General features: G+C 72.6%; 22 protein-coding genes. 5 read left to right on the forward strand and 17 right to left on the reverse strand.

Going from position 1 to position 22127, the window contains the following annotated elements:
- Positions 1 to 18: 18 nt before the first annotated feature.
- A complete protein-coding gene (locus tag ACIO3P_RS30730; protein ID WP_401854106.1) occupies positions 19 to 1206 on the reverse strand; it encodes a DUF5685 family protein in 1188 nt (395 codons plus the stop codon).
- 276 nt (positions 1207 to 1482) lie between these two features.
- On the opposite strand from ACIO3P_RS30730, the gene ACIO3P_RS30735 reads away from it, so the two are divergent.
- Positions 1483 to 1920, forward strand: coding sequence for a cell division protein SepF (locus ACIO3P_RS30735; RefSeq protein WP_329824618.1), 438 nt, complete (start codon positions 1483 to 1485; stop codon positions 1918 to 1920).
- Positions 1921 to 1930: 10 nt separating this feature from the next.
- Here ACIO3P_RS30735 and ACIO3P_RS30740 read toward each other — a convergent pair whose 3' ends face one another.
- Positions 1931 to 3142, reverse strand: coding sequence for an acyl-CoA dehydrogenase family protein (locus ACIO3P_RS30740; protein ID WP_329824619.1), 1212 nt, complete (start codon positions 3140 to 3142; stop codon positions 1931 to 1933).
- Positions 3143 to 3229: 87 nt separating this feature from the next.
- Complete coding sequence (locus tag ACIO3P_RS30745; protein WP_401854104.1) at positions 3230 to 4975, reverse strand: MFS transporter; 1746 nt, start codon at positions 4973 to 4975, stop codon at positions 3230 to 3232.
- A gap of 427 nt (positions 4976 to 5402) precedes the next feature.
- On the opposite strand from ACIO3P_RS30745, the gene ACIO3P_RS30750 reads away from it, so the two are divergent.
- Positions 5403 to 6401 (forward strand): phosphatase PAP2 family protein, encoded by a 999-nt coding sequence (locus ACIO3P_RS30750; RefSeq protein ID WP_401854101.1) that lies wholly within the window; start codon positions 5403 to 5405, stop codon positions 6399 to 6401.
- 163 nt (positions 6402 to 6564) lie between these two features.
- Here the strand turns inward: ACIO3P_RS30750 and ACIO3P_RS30755 are convergent, their stop codons facing one another.
- Entirely contained in the window at positions 6565 to 6780 is a 216-nt protein-coding gene (locus ACIO3P_RS30755; RefSeq protein WP_329824622.1) for an I78 family peptidase inhibitor, read from the reverse strand.
- A gap of 664 nt (positions 6781 to 7444) precedes the next feature.
- Between ACIO3P_RS30755 and ACIO3P_RS30760 the strand changes: the two genes are divergently transcribed.
- Together ACIO3P_RS30760 and ACIO3P_RS30765 are read left to right on the forward strand one after the other, a co-directional pair.
- Positions 7445 to 8236, forward strand: coding sequence for a hypothetical protein (locus tag ACIO3P_RS30760; RefSeq protein ID WP_329824623.1), 792 nt, complete (start codon positions 7445 to 7447; stop codon positions 8234 to 8236).
- Positions 8237 to 8388: 152 nt separating this feature from the next.
- On the forward strand, positions 8389 to 8688 hold the full coding sequence (locus ACIO3P_RS30765; RefSeq protein WP_399295083.1) for a hypothetical protein: 300 nt from the start codon (positions 8389 to 8391) through the stop codon (positions 8686 to 8688).
- Between the two features lie 130 nt (positions 8689 to 8818).
- On the opposite strand, the gene der is transcribed toward ACIO3P_RS30765, so the two are convergent.
- The 5 genes from der to aroH all read right to left on the reverse strand — a co-directional run bounded on the left by der (position 8819) and on the right by aroH (position 13360).
- On the reverse strand, positions 8819 to 10279 hold the full coding sequence (gene der / locus ACIO3P_RS30770) for a ribosome biogenesis GTPase Der (RefSeq protein WP_329824625.1): 1461 nt from the start codon (positions 10277 to 10279) through the stop codon (positions 8819 to 8821).
- A gap of 71 nt (positions 10280 to 10350) precedes the next feature.
- On the reverse strand, positions 10351 to 11064 hold the full coding sequence (locus ACIO3P_RS30775) for a lysophospholipid acyltransferase family protein (protein WP_401854098.1): 714 nt from the start codon (positions 11062 to 11064) through the stop codon (positions 10351 to 10353).
- Positions 11022 to 11729, reverse strand: a complete 708-nt coding sequence (gene cmk / locus ACIO3P_RS30780) for a (d)CMP kinase (protein WP_401854095.1) — start codon at positions 11727 to 11729, stop codon at positions 11022 to 11024. Before cmk ends, ACIO3P_RS30775 begins: the two co-directional genes overlap by 43 nt.
- A 177-nt stretch (positions 11730 to 11906) precedes the next feature.
- Positions 11907 to 12992, reverse strand: a complete 1086-nt coding sequence (locus tag ACIO3P_RS30785) for a prephenate dehydrogenase (RefSeq protein WP_401854092.1) — start codon at positions 12990 to 12992, stop codon at positions 11907 to 11909.
- Positions 12989 to 13360: a chorismate mutase gene (gene aroH / locus ACIO3P_RS30790; RefSeq protein WP_329824629.1), complete on the reverse strand. Its 372-nt coding sequence runs from the start codon at positions 13358 to 13360 to the stop codon at positions 12989 to 12991. Before aroH ends, ACIO3P_RS30785 begins: the two co-directional genes overlap by 4 nt.
- Before the next feature lie 100 nt (positions 13361 to 13460).
- Between aroH and ACIO3P_RS30795 the strand changes: the two genes are divergently transcribed.
- Positions 13461 to 14168, forward strand: coding sequence for a DNA polymerase beta superfamily protein (locus tag ACIO3P_RS30795; protein WP_401854089.1), 708 nt, complete (start codon positions 13461 to 13463; stop codon positions 14166 to 14168).
- A 15-nt stretch (positions 14169 to 14183) separates the two neighbouring features.
- On the opposite strand, the gene ACIO3P_RS30800 is transcribed toward ACIO3P_RS30795, so the two are convergent.
- The 8 genes from ACIO3P_RS30800 to ACIO3P_RS30835 form a co-directional block, all read right to left on the reverse strand.
- Positions 14184 to 15065 (reverse strand): DNA polymerase beta superfamily protein, encoded by an 882-nt coding sequence (locus ACIO3P_RS30800; RefSeq protein ID WP_401854087.1) that lies wholly within the window; start codon positions 15063 to 15065, stop codon positions 14184 to 14186.
- A gap of 3 nt (positions 15066 to 15068) precedes the next feature.
- Entirely contained in the window at positions 15069 to 16091 is a 1023-nt protein-coding gene (locus ACIO3P_RS30805) for an ADP-ribosylglycohydrolase family protein (RefSeq protein ID WP_329824632.1), read from the reverse strand.
- Complete coding sequence (locus ACIO3P_RS30810; protein ID WP_329824633.1) at positions 16088 to 16861, reverse strand: NUDIX domain-containing protein; 774 nt, start codon at positions 16859 to 16861, stop codon at positions 16088 to 16090. Before ACIO3P_RS30810 ends, ACIO3P_RS30805 begins: the two co-directional genes overlap by 4 nt.
- A gap of 251 nt (positions 16862 to 17112) precedes the next feature.
- A complete protein-coding gene (locus tag ACIO3P_RS30815) occupies positions 17113 to 18321 on the reverse strand; it encodes a pseudouridine synthase (RefSeq protein WP_329824634.1) in 1209 nt (402 codons plus the stop codon).
- Entirely contained in the window at positions 18321 to 18965 is a 645-nt protein-coding gene (gene scpB, locus ACIO3P_RS30820; protein WP_329824635.1) for an SMC-Scp complex subunit ScpB, read from the reverse strand. The genes ACIO3P_RS30815 and scpB overlap by 1 nt, the downstream gene beginning before the upstream one ends.
- Positions 18962 to 20023, reverse strand: a complete 1062-nt coding sequence (locus ACIO3P_RS30825; protein ID WP_401854085.1) for a segregation and condensation protein A — start codon at positions 20021 to 20023, stop codon at positions 18962 to 18964. The genes scpB and ACIO3P_RS30825 overlap by 4 nt, the downstream gene beginning before the upstream one ends.
- A gap of 57 nt (positions 20024 to 20080) precedes the next feature.
- The gene (locus ACIO3P_RS30830) at positions 20081 to 20713 is read right to left on the reverse strand and encodes a hypothetical protein (RefSeq protein ID WP_401792672.1); all 633 of its coding nucleotides are present in this window, start codon (positions 20711 to 20713) and stop codon (positions 20081 to 20083) included.
- Positions 20698 to 21819, reverse strand: coding sequence for a ParA family protein (locus ACIO3P_RS30835; RefSeq protein ID WP_329824638.1), 1122 nt, complete (start codon positions 21817 to 21819; stop codon positions 20698 to 20700). Before ACIO3P_RS30835 ends, ACIO3P_RS30830 begins: the two co-directional genes overlap by 16 nt.
- Between the last annotated feature and the right edge of the window lie 308 nt (positions 21820 to 22127).

Consider the following 22127-nt stretch of genomic DNA (forward strand, 5'->3'; position numbering starts at 1 on the left):
GCGCGCCTCCGGGCGCCGTCAGACACCTCCGCAGTCGCAGCAGCTACAGCAGTTGCCACAGCTCTCCCCGCAGCTACAGCAGTTGCCGCAACCGTCACAGCAATCACCGCACGCCTCGCAGCAGTCGCCGTCACGGCAGAGACCTTCGTGCTTCTCCCGCGACCAGGGGCCCTCGTACTCCTTCGCACAGCACATTTGGCAGGTGCAGCACAGCCCGGTGAAGACCGCGCAGCCGGCCAGGAACCCGCGCTTCTGCGGCGACCTGTACCGGCCCCCCGGGGTGCCGGGCGGCAGCATGTCCGGAGGGGCGCCCGGGGTGCCGGGGGCGCCGCCTTCGCGGTGCGCGCACCCCGGCGTGCCGAAGGCGCGGTCGACCGAGGCGCGCAGTTCGTGGGCGAGCAGCACATGTGCCAGGCGGTCGTCGGTGAACTCCGCGTCGCGCAGCGCGAGCCGGATGCCGTGCACGGCGTCGTCGGCGAGACGGCGGGCCTCCGCCCGGGAGGTGCCCGTCGCGGTGAGCGGGTTCCACGCGCCTGAGGCGGCGTCAGTTCCCTGGTCCTCCACGGCGTCCAGCAGATGCGCGAGCCGTCCGAAGAGCCGCCCCGCCTCGGCCAGCGGCGCCCGGTTCCCCGGCCGCCCTGCCAGGACGGCGGTGTACGCGAAGGCCGCCGCGGTGGCGGTCTCGGTCGGTTCCGTGACGGTGAGCAGCGGGGTGCCGGGCCCGGCCAGCGCCTCGATCCCCGGCTGCCGGTCGACGGCGTCCACCAGGACGGCGGTGTCGAAGCCCAGCTCCGCGCCGGTCCGCGCGCCCGCCCGGTCCCAGCCGGTGGCGACCCGGCGCGCGGCGGCGGCCAGCGGCCTGCGCCGCAACAGCCCGTCCCCGTCGGCGACGTGGTCCCGTATCTTCGCCGAGGCCAGCACCAGCGAGACGGCGGCGGCGAGCCGCGCGCCCTCGCCGCGGGCGACCGGCGCGGTCCGCATGCCGCGCAGCGGGCAGGGCCCGGCGATGCGGCGCAGCTCCGGGGTCCGGCCGGCCTGAGCCTCCGTCAGGACCGAGACGATCAGGCCGTCGTAGTTGGTGACGATCCGGGCGAACTGGCCGTGATCGGAGCGAAGTGCCAGGCAGAGCCCGCAGAGATGGGCCGTCCACTCGGCCTTGAGTCCACTGCCGAGCCGATGCGTGCAGGGCCTGACGATTCCGAACACGACGTTCCCCCGAGTGTCGTTCGTTGGTGCGCGACGCATCGTATCGAGTGATCCGTTCACTCGGACGACGTCAACGTCACCCATCTGGCCGGAACGTATTATTTTGCACCATCTCAGGGCCCGTATCCTGGAAGAACCTTGACGAATCGCCACATCTTCTGCACCAGTACCGTCACGAATCGCCTGCGCGCCGACTATCCCCTTGGCGCGCGATCCGCATGATGGACGACGATAGGGATAGGGAACGTCAAGTGACCGCGGTGAAAGGAGGCGTCCATGGGATCGGTGCGCAAGGCGAGTGCCTGGCTGGGCCTCGTCGAGGACAACGACGAGCGTTACTACGACGACGAGTACGCCGAGGGTGCTGAGAGTGGCGAGACCTGGCGGAGCGAGCCCCGCATGCGGGTCGCCCCCGAGTCCACCGCCCAGGAGCAGGACCGCAGAATCGCCACGGTCTCCCCGGAGTCCTTCCGGGACGCCCGTGCCATCGGCGAACTCTTCCGGGCCGGCACCCCCGTCATCATGAACCTCACAGCCATGGAGCCCGCCGACGCCAAGCGTGTGGTGGACTTCGCCGCCGGGCTGATCTTCGGTCTGCGCGGTTCGATCGACCGGGTCGCCACCCGGGTCTTCCTGCTCAGCCCGGCCGACACCGAGATCGTCACCGGTGACGCCGTCGGCCGCCCGCAGGACGGCTTCTTCAACCAGAGCTGAGCAGGGCGGCTCACCGGAACGCGTCGAGCCCGGTGAGCGCCTTGCCCAGCACGAGCTGATGCATCTCGACGGTGCCCTCGTAGGTGAGCACCGATTCGAGGTTGGTCGCATGGCGCATCACGGGATACTCCAGCGAGATCCCGTTGGCGCCGAGAATCGTCCGCGCGGTCCGGCAGATCTCGATCGCCTCCCGCACGTTGTTCAGCTTGCCGAAGCTGACCTGTTCGGCGCGGAGCCGGCCCGCGTCCATCCGCCGCCCCAGATGGTGGGCGAGCAGGATCCCTTTGTGCAGTTCGAGCGCCATGTCGGCGAGTTTGGCCTGGGTGAGCTGGAAGCCGCCGATCGGCCGGCCGAACTGCTCCCGGGTCCGCGCGTAGCCGAGCGCCGCCTCGAAACTGGCGCGCGCCGCGCCCATCGAGCCCCAGACGATGCCGTAGCGCGCGTGGCTCAGACAGCTCAGCGGTCCGCGCAGCCCGGTGACCCCGGGGAGTACGGCGTCGGCGGGCAGCCGTACGCCGTCCAGGACCAGTTCGCTGGTGACCGAGGCGCGCAGCGACCACTTGTGACGGATCTCGGGCGCGGAGAAGCCGGGGGTCCCGGCCGGCACGAGAAAGCCCCTGATCCCGGCGCCGCCGCCGTCGCGGTCGGTCTGCGCCCAGACGACGGCGACGCCCGCCACCGAGCCGTTGGTGATCCACATCTTGCGTCCGTCGAGCACCCAGTCGGCGCCGTCGCGCCGGGCGTACGTCCGCATGCCCGACGGGTCGGAGCCGTGGTCGGGCTCGGTGAGACCGAAGCAGCCGAGGGTGTCGCCCGCCGCCATCCCGGGCAGCCACCGCTCCTTCTGCTCCTCGGAGCCGTACCGGTGGATCGCGTACATGGCGAGCGAGCCCTGTACGGAGACCAGGGAGCGGACGCCGGAGTCGGCGGCCTCCAGTTCCAGACAGGCCAGTCCGTACTGGACGGCGCTCGCGCCCGCGCAGCCGTACCCCGTCAGGGACATGCCGAGCGCGCCGAGGGAGCCGAGTTCCTTGGCCAGTTCGCGGATGCCGGGCAGCTCGCCGCGTTCGTACCACTCGGCGACGTACGGCAGCACCCGGTCGGCGGCCCAGGCGCGCACGGTGTCCCGGATCGCCAGCTCCTCCGGGTCGAGCAGATCGTCCAGCCCGAGGGGGTCGCCCGGGTCGAAGGGCGGCGGCTTGGCGGCTGAGGGTACGGACACGGCACGCCTCCGGCGGCTCGCACGGAACGGACGGGAACGGACGGTGAGCCGATCGCGACACACCGCATCGGCGCCGAACGTTACGGCTCAGCGTGCCGATCGTCCAGACCCGGCCCGGGCGGCGGGTCCCCGGCCCGCGGGTACGCCCGCTTCGGCCTGCTCCCGCTCCGGTGACGTGCGCATACGGGGCGGGCGGCGGTCGGCGGGACGGCGCTGCCCGGGGCCGCGCGCGGGCGGGTGTGCCTCGGGGGCGGCGGACACGGCGGCCGTGCCCTTCTCCCCGTCGGCGGCGGCCGGCGGGCACTCCATGGTCCGCGGCAGCCGCAGCGCGGCCACCGCGCCGAGCAGCAGCAGCCCTGCGCTGACCAGCAGCGTCACATGGAGACCGTGGACGTACGACTCGCGCGCCGCCGTCCGCAGCGCCTGCCCCGCGGGCCCGCCGAGCCGGGTGGCGACCTGGTACGCCTCGCCGAGCGAGTCCGAGGCGGCCGTGCTCGCGGTCGCCGGGACGCCCTTCAACGACGTCATCGCGGGCGCGTACACCGCGTTCATCACGCTGCCGAGCAGGGCGATCCCCATGCCGGCGCCCAGTTGGTACGAGGTCTCGCCGATCGCAGCGGCGCCGCCCGCCTGTTCCGGCGGGGCCTCGCTGAGCATCGATTCGTACGCCCCGAAGAGCGTGGTCTGGAGCCCGTAGCCGAGCAGCACGAACCCCGTGGTCAGCAGTGCGGGCCGGTCGTGCTGGCCCATCATGACCAGCAGCAGGACGGCGGCGGCGGTGAGGACGAACCCCCAGGCCACCATCCGGCGCGGCCCCATCCGGCGCAGGGTGGCGGAGCCGGTGACCCCGGCGGCCATGGCGGCGAAGGTGAGCGGCAGCAGCCGCAGCCCGGTCTGCAGCGGGCTGAGTCCCAGCACGAGCTGGAGGTACTGGACGGCGATCAGTTCCAGGCCGACCAGCGCGAGCATGGCGAGGACGATGCAGCCGACGGAGGTGGAGAACGTCGGCCTGCCGAACATCCGGACGTCGATCAGCGGATGGGTCCTGCGCCGCTGCCGCCGGACGAAGAGGACGAGGAGCGCGGCCCCGAGGCACAGCGGGGCGAGCGTCATCGGCCCGAGCGGCCCCTCCCCCGCGCCGAGCCGCTTCACGCCGAAGACCACCCCGAGCACCCCGGCGGCGGCCAGCAGCGCGCCGAGGACGTCCCAGGGGCCGTCACCGGCGCCCTTCGACTCCGGCAGTGCGAAGCGGCCGAGCGGCAGCAGGAGCGCCAACAGCGGGAGGTTGACCAGGAAGACGGAGCCCCACCAGAAGTGTTCGACGAGGAAGCCGCCCAGCACCGGGCCGACCGCGGCCCCTGCCGCGGCGACCGCCGTCCAGATCCCGATGGCCATGGCCCGTTCGCGCCGGTCGGGGAAGACCGCGCGCAGGATGGAGAGGGTGGCCGGCATGATCATCGCGCCGCCGACCCCGAGCAGGGCGCGCGCCGCGATCAGGACCAGTGGGGTGTCGGCGAAGGCGGCGAGCGCCGAGGCGACCCCGAAGAGCGCGTATCCGGTCAGCAGGACCCGCCGCCGTCCGACGCGGTCGCCGAGGGTGCCGAAGAGGATCAGGAGCGCCGCGCAGACGAGCGGGTAGGCGTCCACGATCCACAGCAGCTCGACCCCGCTCGGGCGGAGGTCCGCGGTGACGGCGGGGACGGCGACGTGCAGCACGGTCGCGTCCAGCGCGACCAGCAGCAGACTGACGCACAGGATCAGCAGGACGACCCAGCGGTTCGCACCGCCACCGGCCGCACGCAGCCGCGCTCCGGCCGTGGTGGTCCCGGACATCTGCGTACCTCCCAATGCGTCCCTCGCGCTCGGCGGGCCAACGGGGACACGGGTCCCGCGGGGTGGCCCGGCATCGACGGGCGAGTGAGCCGTCAGCGTACGCGAGTGTTCCCGCGTGGCGCGTGGTGCATCTCTCACCGCTCTGACCAGGGAGTGTGGCGTACGCCACGTCGCCCGCGCCAGGACCGGGGCCCCGGGCGCGACACGAGCGTGAGGGAAATTCCGCGCGACGCCTCGGTGAACTAATTCCGTTCCGCGGAAAGACAGTCGCCGGAACGGAGTCCTGATGAATAGGGCCGAAGGGCCCTGGCGATTTCGGGAACGACTCTTACGGAAATGTGATCCGAGACATAGTCCACATCACATCGTCATCACGAAGGGACCGGATCGGCCGGGTCACACACTCACTCGCTGTAACGTCCTTTAGGTGCGTACCGACATCTTTGCCCGCCTGGACCGGGAGCCGGAACCGCCGAAGATAGAGATCCCGCGGATGAGCCGCACCCGTAAGGCTCTCTTCGGCGGGACTTTGGTGTTCTATCTCGCCATCGTCGTCGCCGTGCTCGTCTCGTCCTCGCTGGTGATCATCGACTGGAAGATCATGCTCTTCCGGCCCTACCAGCAGTGGCCGGACATCCACCCCTACCTGGACTACTTCGTGGTGCTCGGCCAGCGCGGCCCGACCGCCGTGATGATCGCGGCCTGGCTGGGCTGGCGCTCCTGGCGCCAGCACACGCTGCGACCGCTGCTGACCCTCGGGGCGGCGCTGCTGCTGCTCAACGTGACCGTCGGGGCGGTCAAGCTCGGCCTCGGGCGGCTCGGCCCCCACTACGCGACGCAGATCGGCTCGGCCGAACTCTTCGCGGGCGGCGATATATTTCCTTCGGGCCACACCGCCAACGCCGTGGTGACCTGGGGAATCCTCGCCTATCTGGCCACCACGCCACGGGCCAGGCGCTATCTCTCGGTCATGTCGTCCCTGGTGGCGCTCGGGGTCGGCGCGACCACCGTCTACCTCGGTACGCACTGGCTGAGCGATGTGCTCCTCGGCTGGGCCGCCGGGCTGCTGATCCTGCTGGGGCTGCCCTGGGCGGAGCCGCTCATCGGCCGCGCCGAGCAGACGGTCTTCGCGGTCCGCGAGCGCTGGCGCGCCCGCCGTGGCCCATCCGCCGTCCCGGTGGCGGAGCCGGAGTCCGAGCAGGCCAGGCAGCCGGAGACGGTGCCCCAGGGCGCGCAGCAGTCCGTGGAGGGCACGCCCTGCGAGGCGGTCGGCCCAACTCACGGCGGGCGCGCGGCGGGCGGCCGGAGCGCCGGGGCGCTCACCACCCAGCCCCGGCAGCACGCGGTGCGCTCGGAGCGGACCCCGGTCACCCCGGCGGGCGGCAGCCGCCGCCCGCCCCGCTCCCGGCCCGTGACGGGCGGCTGAGCGCCCCGCGGGGGCGGTACGCACAGCCTCTCCCCCGCTCCCCCGCTCCCCCGCTCCCCCGCGACATGACGAAGCCCCGGCTCCGGCCGGGGCTTCGTCGTACCGGGGCCGGGGCTCTGCCGTACCGGGGCCGGGGCTTCGTCGTACCGGCGCGTCGTGTCGCTCAGCCGGCCCAGCAGCGGATGACCTTGCCGCCGTCGACCTCGAAGTTGAGCCGGCCGACGACGAACTCCATCGTGATGATCGAGCCCGGGGGCAGCGCTCTGAGGTGGGACCAGCCGCGCCCGCGCGCCTGCCGCTCGGCGCTCTCGGCGTCGAGTCCGACGTAGGACTCGGGTGCGTCGTCGGGCTGTCGGGGTGGAGTCGGTATGGGTGCCATGCCACTCACCGTAGGCGCCGGGGAGCCCCGAAGGAAGCGGAGCGGAAGGGTATCGGAAGCCCATCCGATACCGGGAGAGGAACGTTCACGTCCCTCGGCGGTCACGCTTGTGTCACAGGTTCCCGACACTCTCCGGATGTGAACGACTTCACTCTTACGGACCAGTCGCCGCCCACTCGTCGATAATTCCAAAGCCCCGAAGATCACATAAATTCCGGCTCCCTGAATTCTCCTCAATGAGTGGGGTACGAACTCGTGTTACATAAAGAGGGCGCCATGGGAGTGCCGGACGAATTCACGCTTTCCCCGCAGAACCCGCACGCCGGCCGCCCCGCGCCCACCCGCCCGGCCCGCCCGGCCCGCCGGGAGCCCTGCCCGCGGAGGACACCGGAAGAAGCAACGGGATCCGGCCACCGCCGCGGCTCACCGACATCCCGATTTGTCGATCTGTACACCTTCTGACCTGGTACGCGGCGTGACGGGCCGGTGGACGCGCCCGTTCCCTGGCCGACCGGGCGGTACGGGTTCCGGCCACCGGTCAGGACGGCACACCGAACGGTTCGATTCTGTACGCCTGTGCGCGTGACCCGGGCCACGGCTCGCCCGTTGTCTCTGTACGAGCCGGGAACAGCCCGGCCCACGCACCGAGTTCGAGGAGCCACCCGTGCCGCGCATGCTCGATGTCAGCGAGGACGTCCGCGCCGAGATCGGCGACGAAGAAGCCGACCGGCTGCTCGCCGGCGAGAACTCCCCGGGCAGTTACGACTGCACCTCCTGCCGGACCCCCGGCGACTCCGAACAGGAGCGGACCAGCACCGTTCTGTTCGTGGGTGAGGAGACCGCGGTTCTCGCCTTCGCCCACGCCACCTGTATCCCCTCCCAGGTCGTCCAGGTCGCCGAGGACCAGCTCCAGGGCGCCGTCCGGTCGATCACCGGCGGCGAGCAGCCCCAGCCGTCCCCGGCCGCCCCCAACGCCGCCCCCGGACAGGCCGTGCTCGGTGTCACCAGCGGTCTGGTGCTGCTGGAGGAGGATCTGCACCCCGCCCTCGTCGTCGAGCCGACGGCCCCGATCGCCCGGCCGGGCTCCGACTCCACCACCGACGAGTTCCTGTCGCTCCTCACCGAACAGGGCTTCCAGCGGGTCAACGCCCTGAAGTCGGTGCCCGCGCAGAACCCGGGCTGGTCGGTGCTGCTCGCCATGGGCCAGCTCCACGCCGTACTCCAGCCCGGCAGCGACGGCGCCTCCCCGACCGCCTGGTGGCAGGCCCACCAGCCGCTCCAGGTCACGGAGGGGTGGCGGACGGCGGCCAACAAGTCGCAGCGGGTGCTGGTCTTCGCCGCGCCGGTCGGCTCCATCGGCCAGCAGCCCCGCGAGGACCTGCTGCGCGACGCGCTGGAGAAGGCCGCGGCCAACGGCAATCTGGTCGCCGCCATGATGCCGCTGGCCGGCACGTGACCGAGGCCACGCGCCCCACCCGCCGGCTGCGTCCCCTCCCGCAGCCGGCGAATTCCCCGGGCAGCCCGCATCCGACGGACGACGGGGTCGTTGGCACGTACGTGCACTCATACGACCCCTCCCGCCCGCAGTACCAGAGCCAGATCCCTTCGATGCGCCCGGCGCAGGACGGAGCGGACGGGTTCTCCACGACCCCGATCTACGACGCGCTCTACTCCGAGTTCCGCAGGTCCTTCAGAGCGCTGCCGGGCGACCGGAGCAACGAGGAGAATCTCGGCTTCACGGCGTTCGGCACCGGGCTGCACGGATCCCACCACGTCTACGGCGGCCACAGCGGTTTCGGTCATACGCAGACGCAGTACCCGGGGTCCTGGCAGCGGGACCCCCGGCAGCAGCACATGGCCAGGCCCGACCGGCCTGCGCTGCCCCCGGGGCCGCGCCGCGGGATCTGACCCGTTCACACACCGGAGCGGTCGCCGTCTCGGCCGTACGCGGTGGGGCCCGGCACGGATGATCCGTGCCGGGCCCCACCGCGTACGGCGCTCCGCCTCCGAGCGCTCCGCCTCCGAGCGCTCCGTCCCGCTACTTCTTGCGCCCGCGCTTCTCGCGCACCCGCACGGAGATGTGGATCGGGGTGCCCTCGAAGCCGAACTCCTCGCGCAGCCGGCGCTCGATGAACCGCCGGTACCCGGCCTCGATGAAGCCGGAGGCGAAGAGCACGAAGCGCGGCGGCTTCGTGCCCGCCTGGGTGCCGAACAGGATGCGGGGCTGCTTGCCGCCCCGGATCGGGTGCGGGTGCGCGGCGACCAGCTCGCCGAGGAAGGCGTTGAGGCGGCCGGTCGGGACGCGCGTCTCCCACCCCGCCAGCGCCGTCTCGATCGCCGGGACCAGCTTCTCCATGTGACGGCCGGTGCGGGCGGAGACATTGACCCGGGGCGCCCAGGCGACCTGTGCCAGCTCCGTCTCGATCTCCCGCTCCAGGTAGTAGCGGCGCTCCTCGTCGAGGGTGTCCCACTTGTTGAACGCGACGACGATGGCACGGCCCGCCTCGACGGCCATCGTGACGATGCGCTGGTCCTGGACGCTGATGGACTCGCTCGTGTCGATCAGGATGACCGCGACCTCGGCCTTCTCGACGGCGGCGGCGGTACGCAGCGACGCGTAGTAGTCCGCGCCCGCCTGGAGGTGCACCCGGCGGCGGATGCCCGCGGTGTCGACGAACTTCCAGACCGTGCCGCCCAGCTCGATCAGCTCGTCGACCGGGTCCCGGGTGGTGCCCGCGACCTCGTTGACGACGACCCGGTCCTCGCCCGCGACCTTGTTCAGCAGGGACGACTTGCCGACGTTCGGACGGCCGATGAGGGCGATCCTGCGCGGGCCGCCGAGCGCGGTGCCGAAGGTCTGGGCCGGCGCCTCGGGCAGCGCTTCGAGGACCGCGTCGAGCATGTCGCCGGTGCCGCGGCCGTGCAGCGAGGAGACCGGGTGGGGCTCGCCGAGGCCGAGCGACCAGAGCGCGGTGGCGTCCGCCTCGCCGCTCTGTCCGTCGACCTTGTTGGCGCAGAGCACGACGGGCTTGCCCGCCTTGCGCAGCAGCCGTACCACGGCCTCGTCGGTGTCGGTGGCGCCGACCGTGGAGTCCACGACGAAGACCACCGCGTCGGCGGCCTCGATCGCGTACTCGGCCTGGGCGGCGACGGAGGCGTCGATGCCCAGGACGTCCTGCTCCCAGCCGCCGGTGTCGACGATCTTGAAGCGGCGGCCCGCCCACTCGGCCTCGTAGGTGACCCGGTCGCGGGTGACGCCCGGCTTGTCCTCGACGACCGCCTCACGGCGGCCGATGATCCGGTTCACGAGAGTCGATTTGCCGACATTCGGGCGGCCGACGACGGCGAGGACAGGCAGCGGGCCGTGACCGGCCTCGTCCAGCGCGCCCTCCACCTCCTCGGCCTCGAAGCCCTCCTGAGCGGCAAGCTCCATGAAGTCCGTGTACTCGGCGTCGCCGAGCTCCCCGTGCTCGTCGCCGGAGTCGATGTGGTCGTTCATGAAGTCCGTACCTCGTTCATCGTGATCGGTGCGCCACGGCTCGCGGCGCACTACTGAAGTCGTGCTGTGTCTCAGGGCCCGGTGGACCCGGTACGTCCGGTGAAGCGCCGGGCGTGCTCCAGGTGGGCGGTCAGCCGCTCCTGGATCCGTACGGTGGCCTCGTCCAGGGCCTTGCGGGTGCGCCGCCCACTGCTGTCACCCGCCACGAAGGCGTCGCCGTAGACGACGTCCACGCGGCTGCGCAGCGCGGGCAGCCCCCGTATCAGGCGGCCGGGGCGCTCGGTGGAGCCGAGCACCGCTACCGGCACGATCGGTGCTCCCGACCGTACGGCGAAATAGGCGAGCCCGGCACGGAGCGAGGCGAAATCACCCTCGCCCCTGCTGCCCTCGGGGAAGATCCCCAGGACGCCGCCGTCCGCCAGGACCCCGAGCGCGTCGGTGATCGCGGTGCGGTCGGCGATCGAACGGTCCACCTTGACCTGCCCGATGGAGAGCAGGAACGGGTCGAGCGGGCCGATGAACGCTTCCTTCTTGATCAGGAAGTGCACCGGCCGGGGCGCGGTGCCCATCACCATCGGACCGTCGATGTTGTGCGCGTGATTGACCGCGAGGATCACGGGGCCGCTCGCCGGGACCCGCCAGGCGCCGAGCACCCGCGGCTTCCACAGTCCGTACATCAGCCCGATGCCGATACCCCGGCCGACCGCCGCGCCCTTCTCCGAGGGCGGCGCGCCCGCCGCGCTCACCGCGCGGCCCGCTTCTCCTCCACCAGGGTCACGACGCACTCGATGACCTGCTGGAGCGTGAGATCCGTGGTGTCCACCTCGACCGCGTCGGCGGCCTTGGCGAGCGGGGACGTCTTGCGGCTGGAGTCGGCCGCGTCCCGCTTGACGAGCGCGTCCCGGGTGGCGGCGACGTCGGTCGCCTCCTTGCCCGTCAGCTCACCGCTGCGGCGGGCCGCGCGGGCCTCCGGGGACGCGGTGAGGAAGATCTTGAGGTCGGCGTCCGGCAGGACCGTCGTCCCGATGTCACGGCCCTCGACGACGATGCCGAGCGGCGCGGCGGCGGCGATCTCGCGCTGGAGGCCGGTGATGAGGGCGCGCACCTCGGGGACGGCACTGACCGCGCTCACCCGGGCGGTGACCCCCCGGGTACGGATCGGGCCCGCGGCGTCCAGTCCGTCGACGGTGATCGTGGGCGCGGCCGGGTCGGTGCCGGAGACCAGGACGGGCTTGGCGGCGGCGGTCGCGACGGCGGCGGCGTCCTCGACGTCCACGCCGTTGCTGATCATCCACCAGGTCATCGCGCGGTACTGCGCGCCGGTGTCCAGGTAGCTCAGCCCGAGCTGGGCGGCCACGGCCTTGGAGGTGCTCGACTTGCCCGTGCCCGAGGGCCCGTCGATGGCGACGATCACAGCGGCCTGGGCGGTCCGGGCGGGGGTAGCTTCCACGGGGGGCGGACACCTTCCTGAGTCACGGGGTGGATGTGCGGGGACGCGCACACGCCCCCGCACAAGGTTACCGAGTCTTCAGGGCCCCGATCGCACCCGTCGTACGGGACCCCGTCCGGCCCCGGTACGCCCGTCACCTGCGGATCCGCACCGATGTCACCGCGGGTCACCGCGCGGTCACTGCCGGATGGACCAGCCGCGTTCGCGCAGGGCCGCGGCGAGTACGGGCGCCGCCGCCGGTTCGACCATCACCAGGACCAGGCCGGCCTGCTGCCCGGTGGCGTGCTCGATGCGTACGTCCTCGACGTTCACCCCGGCCTGGCCGGCGTCCGCGAAGATCCGGGCCAGCTCGCCCGGCCGGTCGCTGATCTGGACCGCCACGATCTCGTACGCCGTCGGGGCGGCGCCGTGCTTGCCGGGGACGCGGCCCCGGCCCGCGTTGCCGCGCCGCAGGACGTCCTTGATGCCGGCCGCGCCGCCGCGCCGCTTCGCCTCGTCGGCGGACTGGAGCGCGCGCAGCGCCTCGACGGTCTCGTCCAGGTCGGCGGCGACGGCGGCCAGCACCTCGGCGACCGGGCCCGCGTTGGCGGAGAGGATCTCGACCCACATCGCGGGGTCGGAGGCCGCGATCCTGGTGACGTCGCGGATGCCCTGGCCGCAGAGGCGTACGGCGCTCTCGTCGGCCGCCTCCAGACGGGCCGCGACCATCGAGGAGATGAGGTGCGGGGTGTGCGAGACCAGCGCGACCGCCCGGTCGTGCGCGTCCGCGTCCATGACCACGGGCAGGGCGCGGCAGAGCGAGACCAGCTCCAGCGCGAGGTTGAGCACCTCGGTGTCGGTCTCCCTGGTCGGGGTCAGCACCCAGGGCCGTCCCTCGAAGAGGTCGGCGGTCCCGGCGAGCGGGCCGGAGCGCTCCTTGCCCGCCATGGGGTGCGTGCCGATGTACGCGGTGGTGTCCAGGCCGAGCGCCGCCAGTTCGCGCCGGGGCCCGTCCTTGACGCTGGCGACGTCCAGGTAGCCGCGGGCCGCCCCGGCGCGCATCGCCTCCGCGAGCGTGACGGCGACGTGCCGGGGCGGTACGGCGATGATCGCCAGGTCGACGGGGCCCTCGGGCGCCGCGTCCGTACCGGCGCCGAGCGCGGCGGCGGTCCTGGCGCGGGAGGGGTCGTGGTCGCTGAGGTGGACGGTGACCCCGCGCCCCGCCAGGGCCAGTGCGGCCGAGGTGCCGATCAGGCCGGTCCCGACGACGAGGGCGGTTCTCACTGGGCGATGTCCTTGCGCAGAGCGGCGGCGGCGCCGAGGTAGACGTGCGCCACCTCGGACCTGGGCAGATCGGACTCGATGTGGGCGAGTACGCGGACCACGCGCGGCAGGGCGCCGGGGATGTCCAGCTCCTGGGCGCAGAGCAGCGGGACATCGGCCATACCGTCGATGCCGAGGCCGCGCGCGGCGGCGGCCGGGAAGTCGCTGTGCAGGTCGGGCGTCGCCGTGAACCAGATGCTGATGAGATCGTCGGCGGTGAGTTCGTTGCGTTCCATGATCGCGGTGAGGAGCTGCTTGACCTGCTCGTCCATGTGCCCGGACTCGTCCCGCTCCAACTGGACGGCCCCGCGAACCGCTCGTACCGCCACAACGTTCTCCCTGAATGATCGAGTGCTCCGTCCAGACTAACGACCTGGTGCACGAAGGCCAGCGGCTCCCGACGCCCCGCGGCCCCGTACGCTCGCGCGCATGACCTCGCCCCCGCCGGAGTCCCTCGCCCCGGAGTCCCTCGTCCGTGACCACACCGTCTACGCGTGCGTCATGGGCTCGCGCGCCTTCGGGCTGGCGACGGAGGGGAGCGACACGGACCGGCGCGGGGTCTTCCTCGCCCCGACGCCGCTGTACTGGGGGTTCGACAAGCCGCCGGCCCATGTCGAGGGGCCGGCGCCCGAGCAGTTCTCCTGGGAGCTGGAACGCTTCTGCTCCCTCGCGCTGAGCACCAACCCGAACGTGCTGGAGTGCCTGCACTCCCCGCTCGTCGAGCACCTCGACGCCACGGGGCGTGAACTGCTGGCGCTGCGCGACGCGTTCCTCTCCCGGCAGGCGCACCGGACCTTCATCGGGTACGCGGACGGGCAGCGCAGGAAGCTGGAGGCGGACCTGCGGCGCCACGGGGCGCCGCGCTGGAAGCACGCCATGCATCTGCTCCGGCTGCTCGGCTCCTGCCGGGATCTGCTCCGTACCGGGGAACTGGTCGTCGACGTCGGTACGGAGCGCGAGGCGCTGCTCGCGGTCAAGCGCGGCGAGGTGCCCTGGCCGGAGGTGGAGCGCCGGATGACCGGGCTGGCCGCCGAGGCGGACGCGGCGCTCGCGCGTTCCCCGCTGCCGGCCGGTCCCGACCGCGCCCGGGTGGAGGACTTCCTGATCCGTACGCGCCGCGCCTCGGCCCGCGGGTAGGGCCGAGCCCGCGGATCAGCCGGCCAGCCGGACGCGGACCACGAAGTCGTGCAGCGCCTCGTGCCCGGCGCCGACGGCGGCGCCGGGCAGGGCGGTGGCCGACCGCGCCTCGTCCAGCACTGCGCGCAGCGCCTCCACGTCCCGCTCCAGCCGGTCCCGGCAGGGGCCGGTGGCCGGTCCGTGCTCCGCCTCGGCCTTGGCGGCGATCAGCTCGGGCAGATAGCCCGGCGCCGCCACCTCCTGGAGCAGGGTGGGCAGATGGGCGAGGATCCCGCCGCCGCGCATCAGGTGCACGCCGGTGAGCAGCGCGCGGAAGGTGTAGAGCAGGGGCTTGAGTTCGCCGGTCCGCTCGAACAGCCGCCACTGGGTCCGCGCGAACCCCGCGTAGTGGTGGGCGTGGTGGCTGGTCAGTACGGCGGGCGCGAGCGCGATCAGCTCCCGGTGCGCCTCGGACGTCCTGACCACCAGCGGGGAGAGGAGCTGCTCCAGCACATAGCCGTTGCGGCGCAGCATCAGCCGGACGAACTTGCGCAGGTCGTGCGTGACGAGGTCCGTCTCCACGCCGTCCCGGTCGCCCATCCGCGACCGGGTCTCCTCCGGCTCGCGGAGTCCGATCAGCGCGGCGACCGGCAGCAGGTGGGCGCCTCGGAGGTCCACGTCCGAGTCGCGGGAGGGGAAGCCGTACAGATGCGCCCCGGAGACGGTGGCGAACAGCAGCGGGTCGCTCTCCGCTGCGAGGACCGGGCCGAGGTCGGTGACCGGCAGCCCGGCGGCGCGCAGGCGCTCGGTGCGGCTCCGCGCCTCGGCGTGGCTCCCCTCCTCGGCGTGGCCCGGCCCCGCCGGGTGGTCCCGCTCGTCCGCGCTCATCTCTTCGGTACGCATGGATTCGGTACGCATGGATCAAGAGTCCCAGAGGGCTCCCAGCGACATGAGGTCGCTGCGGTACTCGATCCGCTCGGCCCACTCCTTGGGCCAGGCGCCCGCGCCCAGGTAGGCGCCGGCGAAGGCGCCCGCGAGCGTGGCGATGGAGTCGGAGTCGCCGCGGGTGCAGGCGGCCCGGCGCAGCGCCGTGACGGGGTCGGACGGGAAGAGCAGGAAGCAGAGCAGCCCGGTGGCCAGGGCCTCCTCGGCGACCCAGCCGTCCCCGGTGGCCAGGCAGGGGTCGGTCTCCGGGGAGGGGGAGCGCAGGGCCTGCTGGAGGCGTTCGAGGGCTTCCAGGCACTCGTCCCAGCCGCGGGCGATGAACTCCTCGGGGCTGGCGTCGTCGGCGTACGTCCACAGGTCGCCGAGCCAGCGCTGGCGGTAGTGCTCGCGGTTCTCGTACGCGTACGAGCGGAGCTGGCCCATCAGCGCCTCGGGTTCGCCGCCGTGCGAGAGCAGGTAGACGGTGCGGGCCGTGAGGTCGGAGGCGGCGAGGGCGGTGGGGTGGCCGTGGGTGAGCGCGGCCTGCAACTGGGCGGCGCCGGCCCGCTGTTCGTCGCTGAGTCCGGGCACGAGGCCGATGGGCGCGACGCGCATGTTGGCGCCGCAGCCCTTGGAGTGGATCTGGCTGGCGCGCTGCCAGGGCCGCTCGCTGTCGAGGAGCATGCAGGCTTTCATGCAGGTGGCGCCGGGGGCGCGGTTGTTGTCCGGTGAGTGGTACCAGTCCACGAACTCGTCGCGTACGGGCCGCTCCAGACGGATCGGGCCGAGGACGCCGCGGTCCATCGCGGTCCTGATGCCGCGGGCGAACGCGAGCGTCATCTGGGTGTCGTCGGTGACGACGGCGGGCTTCGGCAGGGACATCTCGCGCCAGGGACCGCATTTGGCCAGGATCGAGGGAACGTCGCTGAACTCGGTGGGGAAACCGAGGGCGTCGCCGAGCGCCAGCCCGATGAGGGTGCCGGTCGCGGCCTGTTTGGTGAGGGTCCTCGCGATGATCATGCCGTCCGTCCTTCCGGTCGCAGCAGAGGTGGGTGCAGCGTGGTGGCGGCGCCCGCACGGTAGAGCGCGGCGGGTTTCCCGCGGCCACCCGTCCGGCGCGGCGGCCCTTCCAGCGCCTGGACGAACCCTGGCGTGGTGAGGACCTTGCGCCGGAAGTTGGGGCGGTCGAGTGCCACGCCCCAGACGGTCTCGTAGACCTGCCGCAGCTCGCCCAGGGTGAACTCGGGCGGGCAGAAGGCCGTGGCGAGACAGGTGTATTCGAGCTTGGCGCCGACGCGGTCGTAGGCGTCGGCGAGGATGTGGTCGTGGTCGAAGGCCAGGGAGCCGCGGTCCTTGAACTCGGTCCACCGGGCGCGGGCGGCGTCCCCGCCGCCGCGCGGTTCGGGCAGGTCCGGTACGAGCGCGGCGTACGCGACGGAGACGACCCGCATCCGGGGGTCGCGGTCCGGGGCGCTGTAGGTGCGGAGCTGTTCGAGGTGGAGCGCGCCCGCGGTCTCCTCCGACAGGCCCGTCTCCTCGGCGAGTTCGCGGCGGGCGGCCTGCCCGGCGGACTCCTTCGGCTGGACGAAGCCGCCGGGCAGCGCCCAGTCGCCCCGGTAGGGGGCCTCGCCGCGCTCGACGAGCAGGACGTGCAGCCGGCTCTCGCGGACGGTGAAGACGGCGAGGTCGACCGTGACGGCGAAGGGCTCGAAGGCGGACGGGTCGTACGGGACGGCGTCGTACGGGGGCGTGGCCTCGGCCGTGGCGGCGCGCCGCTCGGGCGTGCTCATCGTCGCTCCCGCCGGGCCGACGGACCTGGTCCACCCCCGTGGGACCAGGTCCGCCGGCGGTCACCGGTGGAAGGCAGCACTGGACTCACGCCCGCCTCCTTAATGGTCATGTTGACTATAAAGCGGGGAGGGCCCTCGCGACAAGAGAGAAGCCCGCGGCCGGGGGGGCCGCGGGCTTCTCTTCCGGTCTCTTCCGTCCCACCGGTGTCAGAGACACCGGCGGTCACCTGTGCGGGGCGACCTCGGGCTTCCTAGAGGCCGACTTCCTTCATCAGCATGCCGACCTCGGTGTTGGTGAGGCGGCGCAGCCAGCCGGACTTCTGGTCGCCCAGCGGGATCGGTCCGAAGGACGTACGGACGAGGCGCTCGACCGGGAACCCGGCCTCGGCGAGCATCCGGCGGACGATGTGCTTGCGGCCCTCGTGGAGGGTGACCTCGACCAGGTAGTTCTTGCCGGTGTTCTCGACGACCCGGAAGTGGTCGGCCTTCGCGTAGCCGTCCTCCAACTGGATGCCGTCCTTGAGCCGCTTGCCCAGATCGCGCGGCAGCGGGCCCTGGATCGCGGCGAGGTAGATCTTCTTCACGCCGTACTTGGGGTGCGTCAGCCGGTGCGCCAGCTCACCGTGGTTGGTGAGCAGGATGATGCCCTCGGTCTCCGTGTCGAGCCGGCCGACGTGGAAGAGCCGGGTCTCGCGGTTGGTGACGTAGTCGCCGAGGTTCTGCCGCCCGTCGGGGTCGCCCATCGTGGAGACGACACCGGCCGGCTTGTTCAGCGCGAAGAAGAGGTGCGACTGGGTGGCGACGGTCAGCCCGTCGACCTTGATCTCGTCCCGGTCCGGGTCGACGCGCATGCCCTGTTCGAGCACGATCTCGCCGTTGACCTCGACGCGCGACTGCTCGATCAGCTCCTCACAGGCCCGGCGCGAGCCCATGCCCGCGCGGGCGAGGACCTTCTGCAGCCGCTCGCCCTCCTGCTCGGCGCCCGGGTTGGTCCTGGGCGTCACGACGGCGGGCTTGCCCGCGTACCGGTCGCGGTTGCGCTGCTCGATCTTGGCGTCCAGCTCGCGAGGGCGCGCGGGGGCGCCGCGCCGGGGGCCGCCCTTGCCGCCCCGTGCGCCGCTCTGCGCGGGCTTGGGGCCGCCCTTGGCGCCGCCCCTGGCCGCCGCGCCGCGGGCGCCGCCGCCCTGGCGCGGTGCGTCGCCGGAGCCGCCGGAACCACCGGCACCGCCGGCACGGCGGGCCCCGCCCGGGGCGCCGGACGCGCCGGAACCGCCGCTGGGACCCGAGCGGCCGACGTCGTAACGGCGCTCCTCGGGACGCGGACGGGACGGCCGCTTCGGCTTGTCGTCGCGCCCGCCGGCACCCCGGTCGTCCCGGCGCTCCCGGTCGTCCCGGCTGCCGCCGCTCCCGCCTCCGCCGTTCCGGTTGGAGCCGCCGCTGTTCCTGCCGTTGCTTCGCATCAAAAGTCCGTCTTGTCGTCTGCGTGGGTTTCCGGGGCGTCAGGCGCGTCCGGATCGAACGACGGGACGCCTTCCTGGCTCTCGGCCTCGATCGCGTCCGCCTCGGGGAGGAAGGGCGCGAGTTCCGGTAGCTCGTCCAGGCCGCGCAGGCCCATCCGCTCCAAAAAGTAGTTCGTCGTCCTGTACAGGATCGCACCTGTTTCGGGTTCCGCGCCCGCCTCCTCCACCAGCCCGCGCTGGAGGAGGGTGCGCATGACGCCGTCACAGTTCACTCCGCGTACGGCGGAGACCCGGGAACGGCTCACCGGCTGCCGGTACGCGACGACCGCCAGGGTCTCCAGCGCGGCCTGGGTCAGCCGGGCGTGCTGGCCGTCGAGCACGAAGCCCTCGACGGCCGCGGCGTACTCGGGCCGTGTGTAGAAGCGCCAGCCGCCGGCGACCAGCCGCAGCTCGAAGCCGCGGCCCTGGACGGTGTACTCGTCGGCCAGGGCGCGCAGCGCGTCCGCGACGGCGCCCCGGGGGCGGTCGAGGACCTTGGCGAGGTGTTCCTCGGTGGCGGGCTCGTCCACGACCATGAGGACCGCCTCCAGGGCCGGCCTGAGGTCCAGGTCCCGCGTGGTTTCCCCCGGCTGCCGCTCGCTCATACCGTCTCCTCGCTCTCGTCCTCGGCACCCGCGGCCGCCGCGCCGTCGCCGGGCGGCCGGTCGAACTCGTCCGTCACGAACGGCTCCGTACCGCCGTCCCCGCCCGTCCAGCGGACCAGGAGCGGCCCCAGCGCCTCGTCCTGGTCCAGGGAGACGGTGCGCTCCCGGTACAGCTCCAGGAGGGCCAGGAAGCGCGCCACGACGGCGAGGGTGGACCCGGCGTCCTCGGCCAGCTCCTGGAAGCTCATCCCGCCGCGCTCGCGCAGCAGGGCGACGACGATCCCGGCCTGTTCCCGTACGGAGACCAGCGGCGCGTGGATGTGCTCCACGTACACCTGCGGCCTGGGCTTCGGCTGCATCGCCTTCACGGCGAGCCGGGCGAACCCCTCGGGCCCGACGCTGATGACCACCTCGGGCAGCAGCTCGGCGTGGTGCGGTTCCAGGCCGACGGTACGGGGGTAGCGGCGGGCCTCGGCCTCCAGGCGCCCGCCGAAGATCTCGGCGACCCGCTTGTACGCGCGGTACTGGAGCAGCCGCGCGAAGAGCAGGTCCCGCGCTTCGAGGAGCGCGAGGTCCGCCTCGTCCTCGATCTCGGCGGCGGGCAGCAGCCGGGCGGCCTTCAGGTCGAGCAGGGTCGCAGCGACCACCAGGAACTCGGTGGTCTGGTCGAGGTCCCCCTCGGGTCCCATGGCCCGCAGGTGCGCCATGAACTCGTCGGTGACCTGGGAGAGCGCGACCTCGGTCACGTCCATCCGGTGCTTCGAGATGAGCTGGAGCAGCAGGTCGAAGGGCCCCTCGAAGTTGGCGAGCCGCACGGTGAACCGCCGGTCGTCCCCACCGGCCGCCCCGGTCCCCTCCGACGCACCGGTCTCCTCCGGCGCCCCGGCCACCGACTCCGGATCGGCCTCCGGCTCCGGTACGACCACAGGCTCCGGCTCCGGCTCCGGTACGGGCTCCGCCTCGGCCACCGGCTCCGGGTCGGGTACGGGCACCGACGTGCCGGGGCCGCGGCCCAGCGGGCGGCGCGGCGGACGGGCGGGGGCGGGCGGCGGGGGCATCGCGGTCCTGGGAGCGGCGGGGGCGGCGGGTGGTGGGGCGGCCCGCGCAGGCTACCGTCAGCGCCCGCGCAGCCGCCGTACGAGAATGCTCGCGTCGCCGCGCGATTCGAGGTCGGCGAGGACGACCGCGACCGCCTCGCGGACGATCCGCCCGCGGTCCACGGCGAGTCCGTGCTCACCGCGGAGCACCAGCCGGGCGTGTTCGAGGTCCATCAGTTCCTCGGCCGAGACATAGACCGTGATCTTCTCGTCGTGCCGTTCCCGCCCGCTGGGGCGGCGGTTGGCGCCGCGCCGCTGCCGGCGCTGCTGCCCGCCCTGCTGTGCGCCCTGCGGCCCCTGCGCGCCCGTTCCCGGCCCTGTACCGCCGCCGGGTCCGGTCCCCGCGGGCCCGCCCTCCTGCGGCCTGCGGGCCTGCACGGCGGTCGCGGCCTGCTCCGCGTCGGCGGTGCGGCTGCGGGCCGGCTGCGCCGGGGCGGGGTCCGGGTCCGGCGCGGAGTGCTCCTCCGCCGTCCCGGAACCGGCCGGGCCCGTCCGGTCGCCGGCCGGATCGCTCTCCCCGGCCGGCGCCGGCACCCGCGGTTCGCCGTTCGCGCCCCGCCGTTGCGCCGCGGGGGACGACGACGTCAGCGCCATGCCCCCGGTCGTACGGAACAGTTCGTCGGCGCCGGGCAGACTCACTCGGCGTGACACCGGGCGAGCACCTCCCTGGCGAGCTGGCGATAGGCGGCGGCGCCGACGGAGTTCGAGGCGTACGTGGTGATGGGCTCACCGGCGACGGTGGTCTCCGGGAAGCGCACGGTCCGCCCGATCACGGTGTGGTAGACGTGATCGTCGAACGCCTCCACGACCCGTGCCAGGACCTCCCGGCTGTGCACCGTGCGGGAGTCGTACATGGTGGCGAGGATGCCGTCGAGCTCCAGCTCCGGATTGAGCCGCTCCTGGACCTTCTCGATGGTCTCGGTGAGCAGCGCGACCCCGCGCAGCGCGAAGAACTCGCACTCCAGCGGCACGATCACCTTGTGGGCGGCCGTCAGCGCGTTCACGGTCAGCAGACCGAGCGAGGGCTGGCAGTCGATCACGATGTAGTCGTAGTCGAGCAGCAGGGGCTTCAGGGCGCGCTGGAGCGTGGACTCGCGCGCGACCTCGCTCACGAGCTGCACCTCGGCGGCCGAGAGGTCGATGTTGCTCGGCAGCAGGTCCATGTTGGGCACGGCGGTCTTCAGCAGTACCTCGTCGGCCGCCATGCCCCGCTCCATGAGCAGGTTGTAGACGGTGAGGTCCAGCTCCATCGGGTTCACGCCGAGACCGACCGACAGGGCTCCCTGCGGGTCGAAGTCGACGAGCAGCACACGTCGGCCGTACTCCGCGAGCGCGGCACCCAGGTTGATGGTCGACGTGGTCTTGCCGACGCCGCCCTTCTGGTTGCACATCGCGATGATCTTCGCGGGGCCGTGGTCGGTGAGCGGACCGGGGATCGGGAAGTACGGCAGCGGACGCCCGGTCGGGCCGATGCGCTCGCGGCGCTGGCGGGCAGCGTCGGGGGCGAGGGTGGCCGCGTACTCGGGGTCCGGCTCGTATTCGGCGTCAGGGTCGTAGAAGTGCCCCTCGGGCGCTTCGTCGAAGTCGGCGAACGAAGTGGACTCTCGGCCACCCTCGTTGCCGGCCATGGCGTTCACGTGTTGGCCGTCCATCATCTGGTGGGCTGTCGTCATGTGCTGGTGGGTGGCGAAGGTGCGGACAGCTACGGAGCCGACAGCCTCGAACCCGGACGACGGGCTCTGGCCCCTCACCGGCATTCCTGGTTGACCACCCCCGGGAGTAAATGTCGACTCATTCACAAGTCGTCTTACCTCCTTGGACGGGACCAGGAAACTTATCGATAGGTCAGCGTGGCACCATGCCGACGGTTGGCGACTCTATGGCGTGTCACCACTCCGCAGCAACACAATCCGCCGGACCGGACCCGATGTGTCGGCAACCGAACACCCCTCTGTCAAGGGCGCACAGCCCTCTCACCAAGGCAGGGCGGCGAGGATTTACCGTCATACGAAACGGTTGAAATTGTTACGTTCGAGGCGAGTTGGCCGGCGCTCGCACAGGGTTC

Origin of the sequence: Streptomyces sp. NPDC087310 (assembly GCF_044744405.1) — a bacterium.
GTDB lineage: Bacteria > Actinomycetota > Actinomycetes > Streptomycetales > Streptomycetaceae > Streptomyces.

Bases quoted from the DNA above. Each gene is read 5' to 3' on its own strand.
- ACIO3P_RS30815 (WP_329824634.1), bottom strand. From the start codon at position 18,321: ATGCGAAGCAACGGCAGGAACAGCGGCGGCTCCAACCGGAACGGCGGA.
- ACIO3P_RS30825 (WP_401854085.1), bottom strand. From the start codon at position 20,023: ATGCCCCCGCCGCCCGCCCCCGCCCGTCCGCCGCGCCGCCCGCTGGGC.
- ACIO3P_RS30805 (WP_329824632.1), bottom strand. From the start codon at position 16,091: ATGATCATCGCGAGGACCCTCACCAAACAGGCCGCGACCGGCACCCTC.
- der (WP_329824625.1), bottom strand. From the start codon at position 10,279: ATGAACGACCACATCGACTCCGGCGACGAGCACGGGGAGCTCGGCGAC.
- ACIO3P_RS30745 (WP_401854104.1), bottom strand. From the start codon at position 4,975: ATGTCCGGGACCACCACGGCCGGAGCGCGGCTGCGTGCGGCCGGTGGC.
- ACIO3P_RS30735 (WP_329824618.1), top strand. From the start codon at position 1,483: ATGGGATCGGTGCGCAAGGCGAGTGCCTGGCTGGGCCTCGTCGAGGAC.
- ACIO3P_RS30835 (WP_329824638.1), bottom strand. From the start codon at position 21,819: ATGCCGGTGAGGGGCCAGAGCCCGTCGTCCGGGTTCGAGGCTGTCGGC.
- ACIO3P_RS30755 (WP_329824622.1), bottom strand. From the start codon at position 6,780: ATGGCACCCATACCGACTCCACCCCGACAGCCCGACGACGCACCCGAG.
- ACIO3P_RS30810 (WP_329824633.1), bottom strand. From the start codon at position 16,861: ATGAGCACGCCCGAGCGGCGCGCCGCCACGGCCGAGGCCACGCCCCCG.
- ACIO3P_RS30800 (WP_401854087.1), bottom strand. From the start codon at position 15,065: ATGCGTACCGAATCCATGCGTACCGAAGAGATGAGCGCGGACGAGCGG.
- scpB (WP_329824635.1), bottom strand. From the start codon at position 18,965: ATGAGCGAGCGGCAGCCGGGGGAAACCACGCGGGACCTGGACCTCAGG.
- ACIO3P_RS30765 (WP_399295083.1), top strand. From the start codon at position 8,389: ATGCGCCCGGCGCAGGACGGAGCGGACGGGTTCTCCACGACCCCGATC.
- ACIO3P_RS30795 (WP_401854089.1), top strand. From the start codon at position 13,461: ATGACCTCGCCCCCGCCGGAGTCCCTCGCCCCGGAGTCCCTCGTCCGT.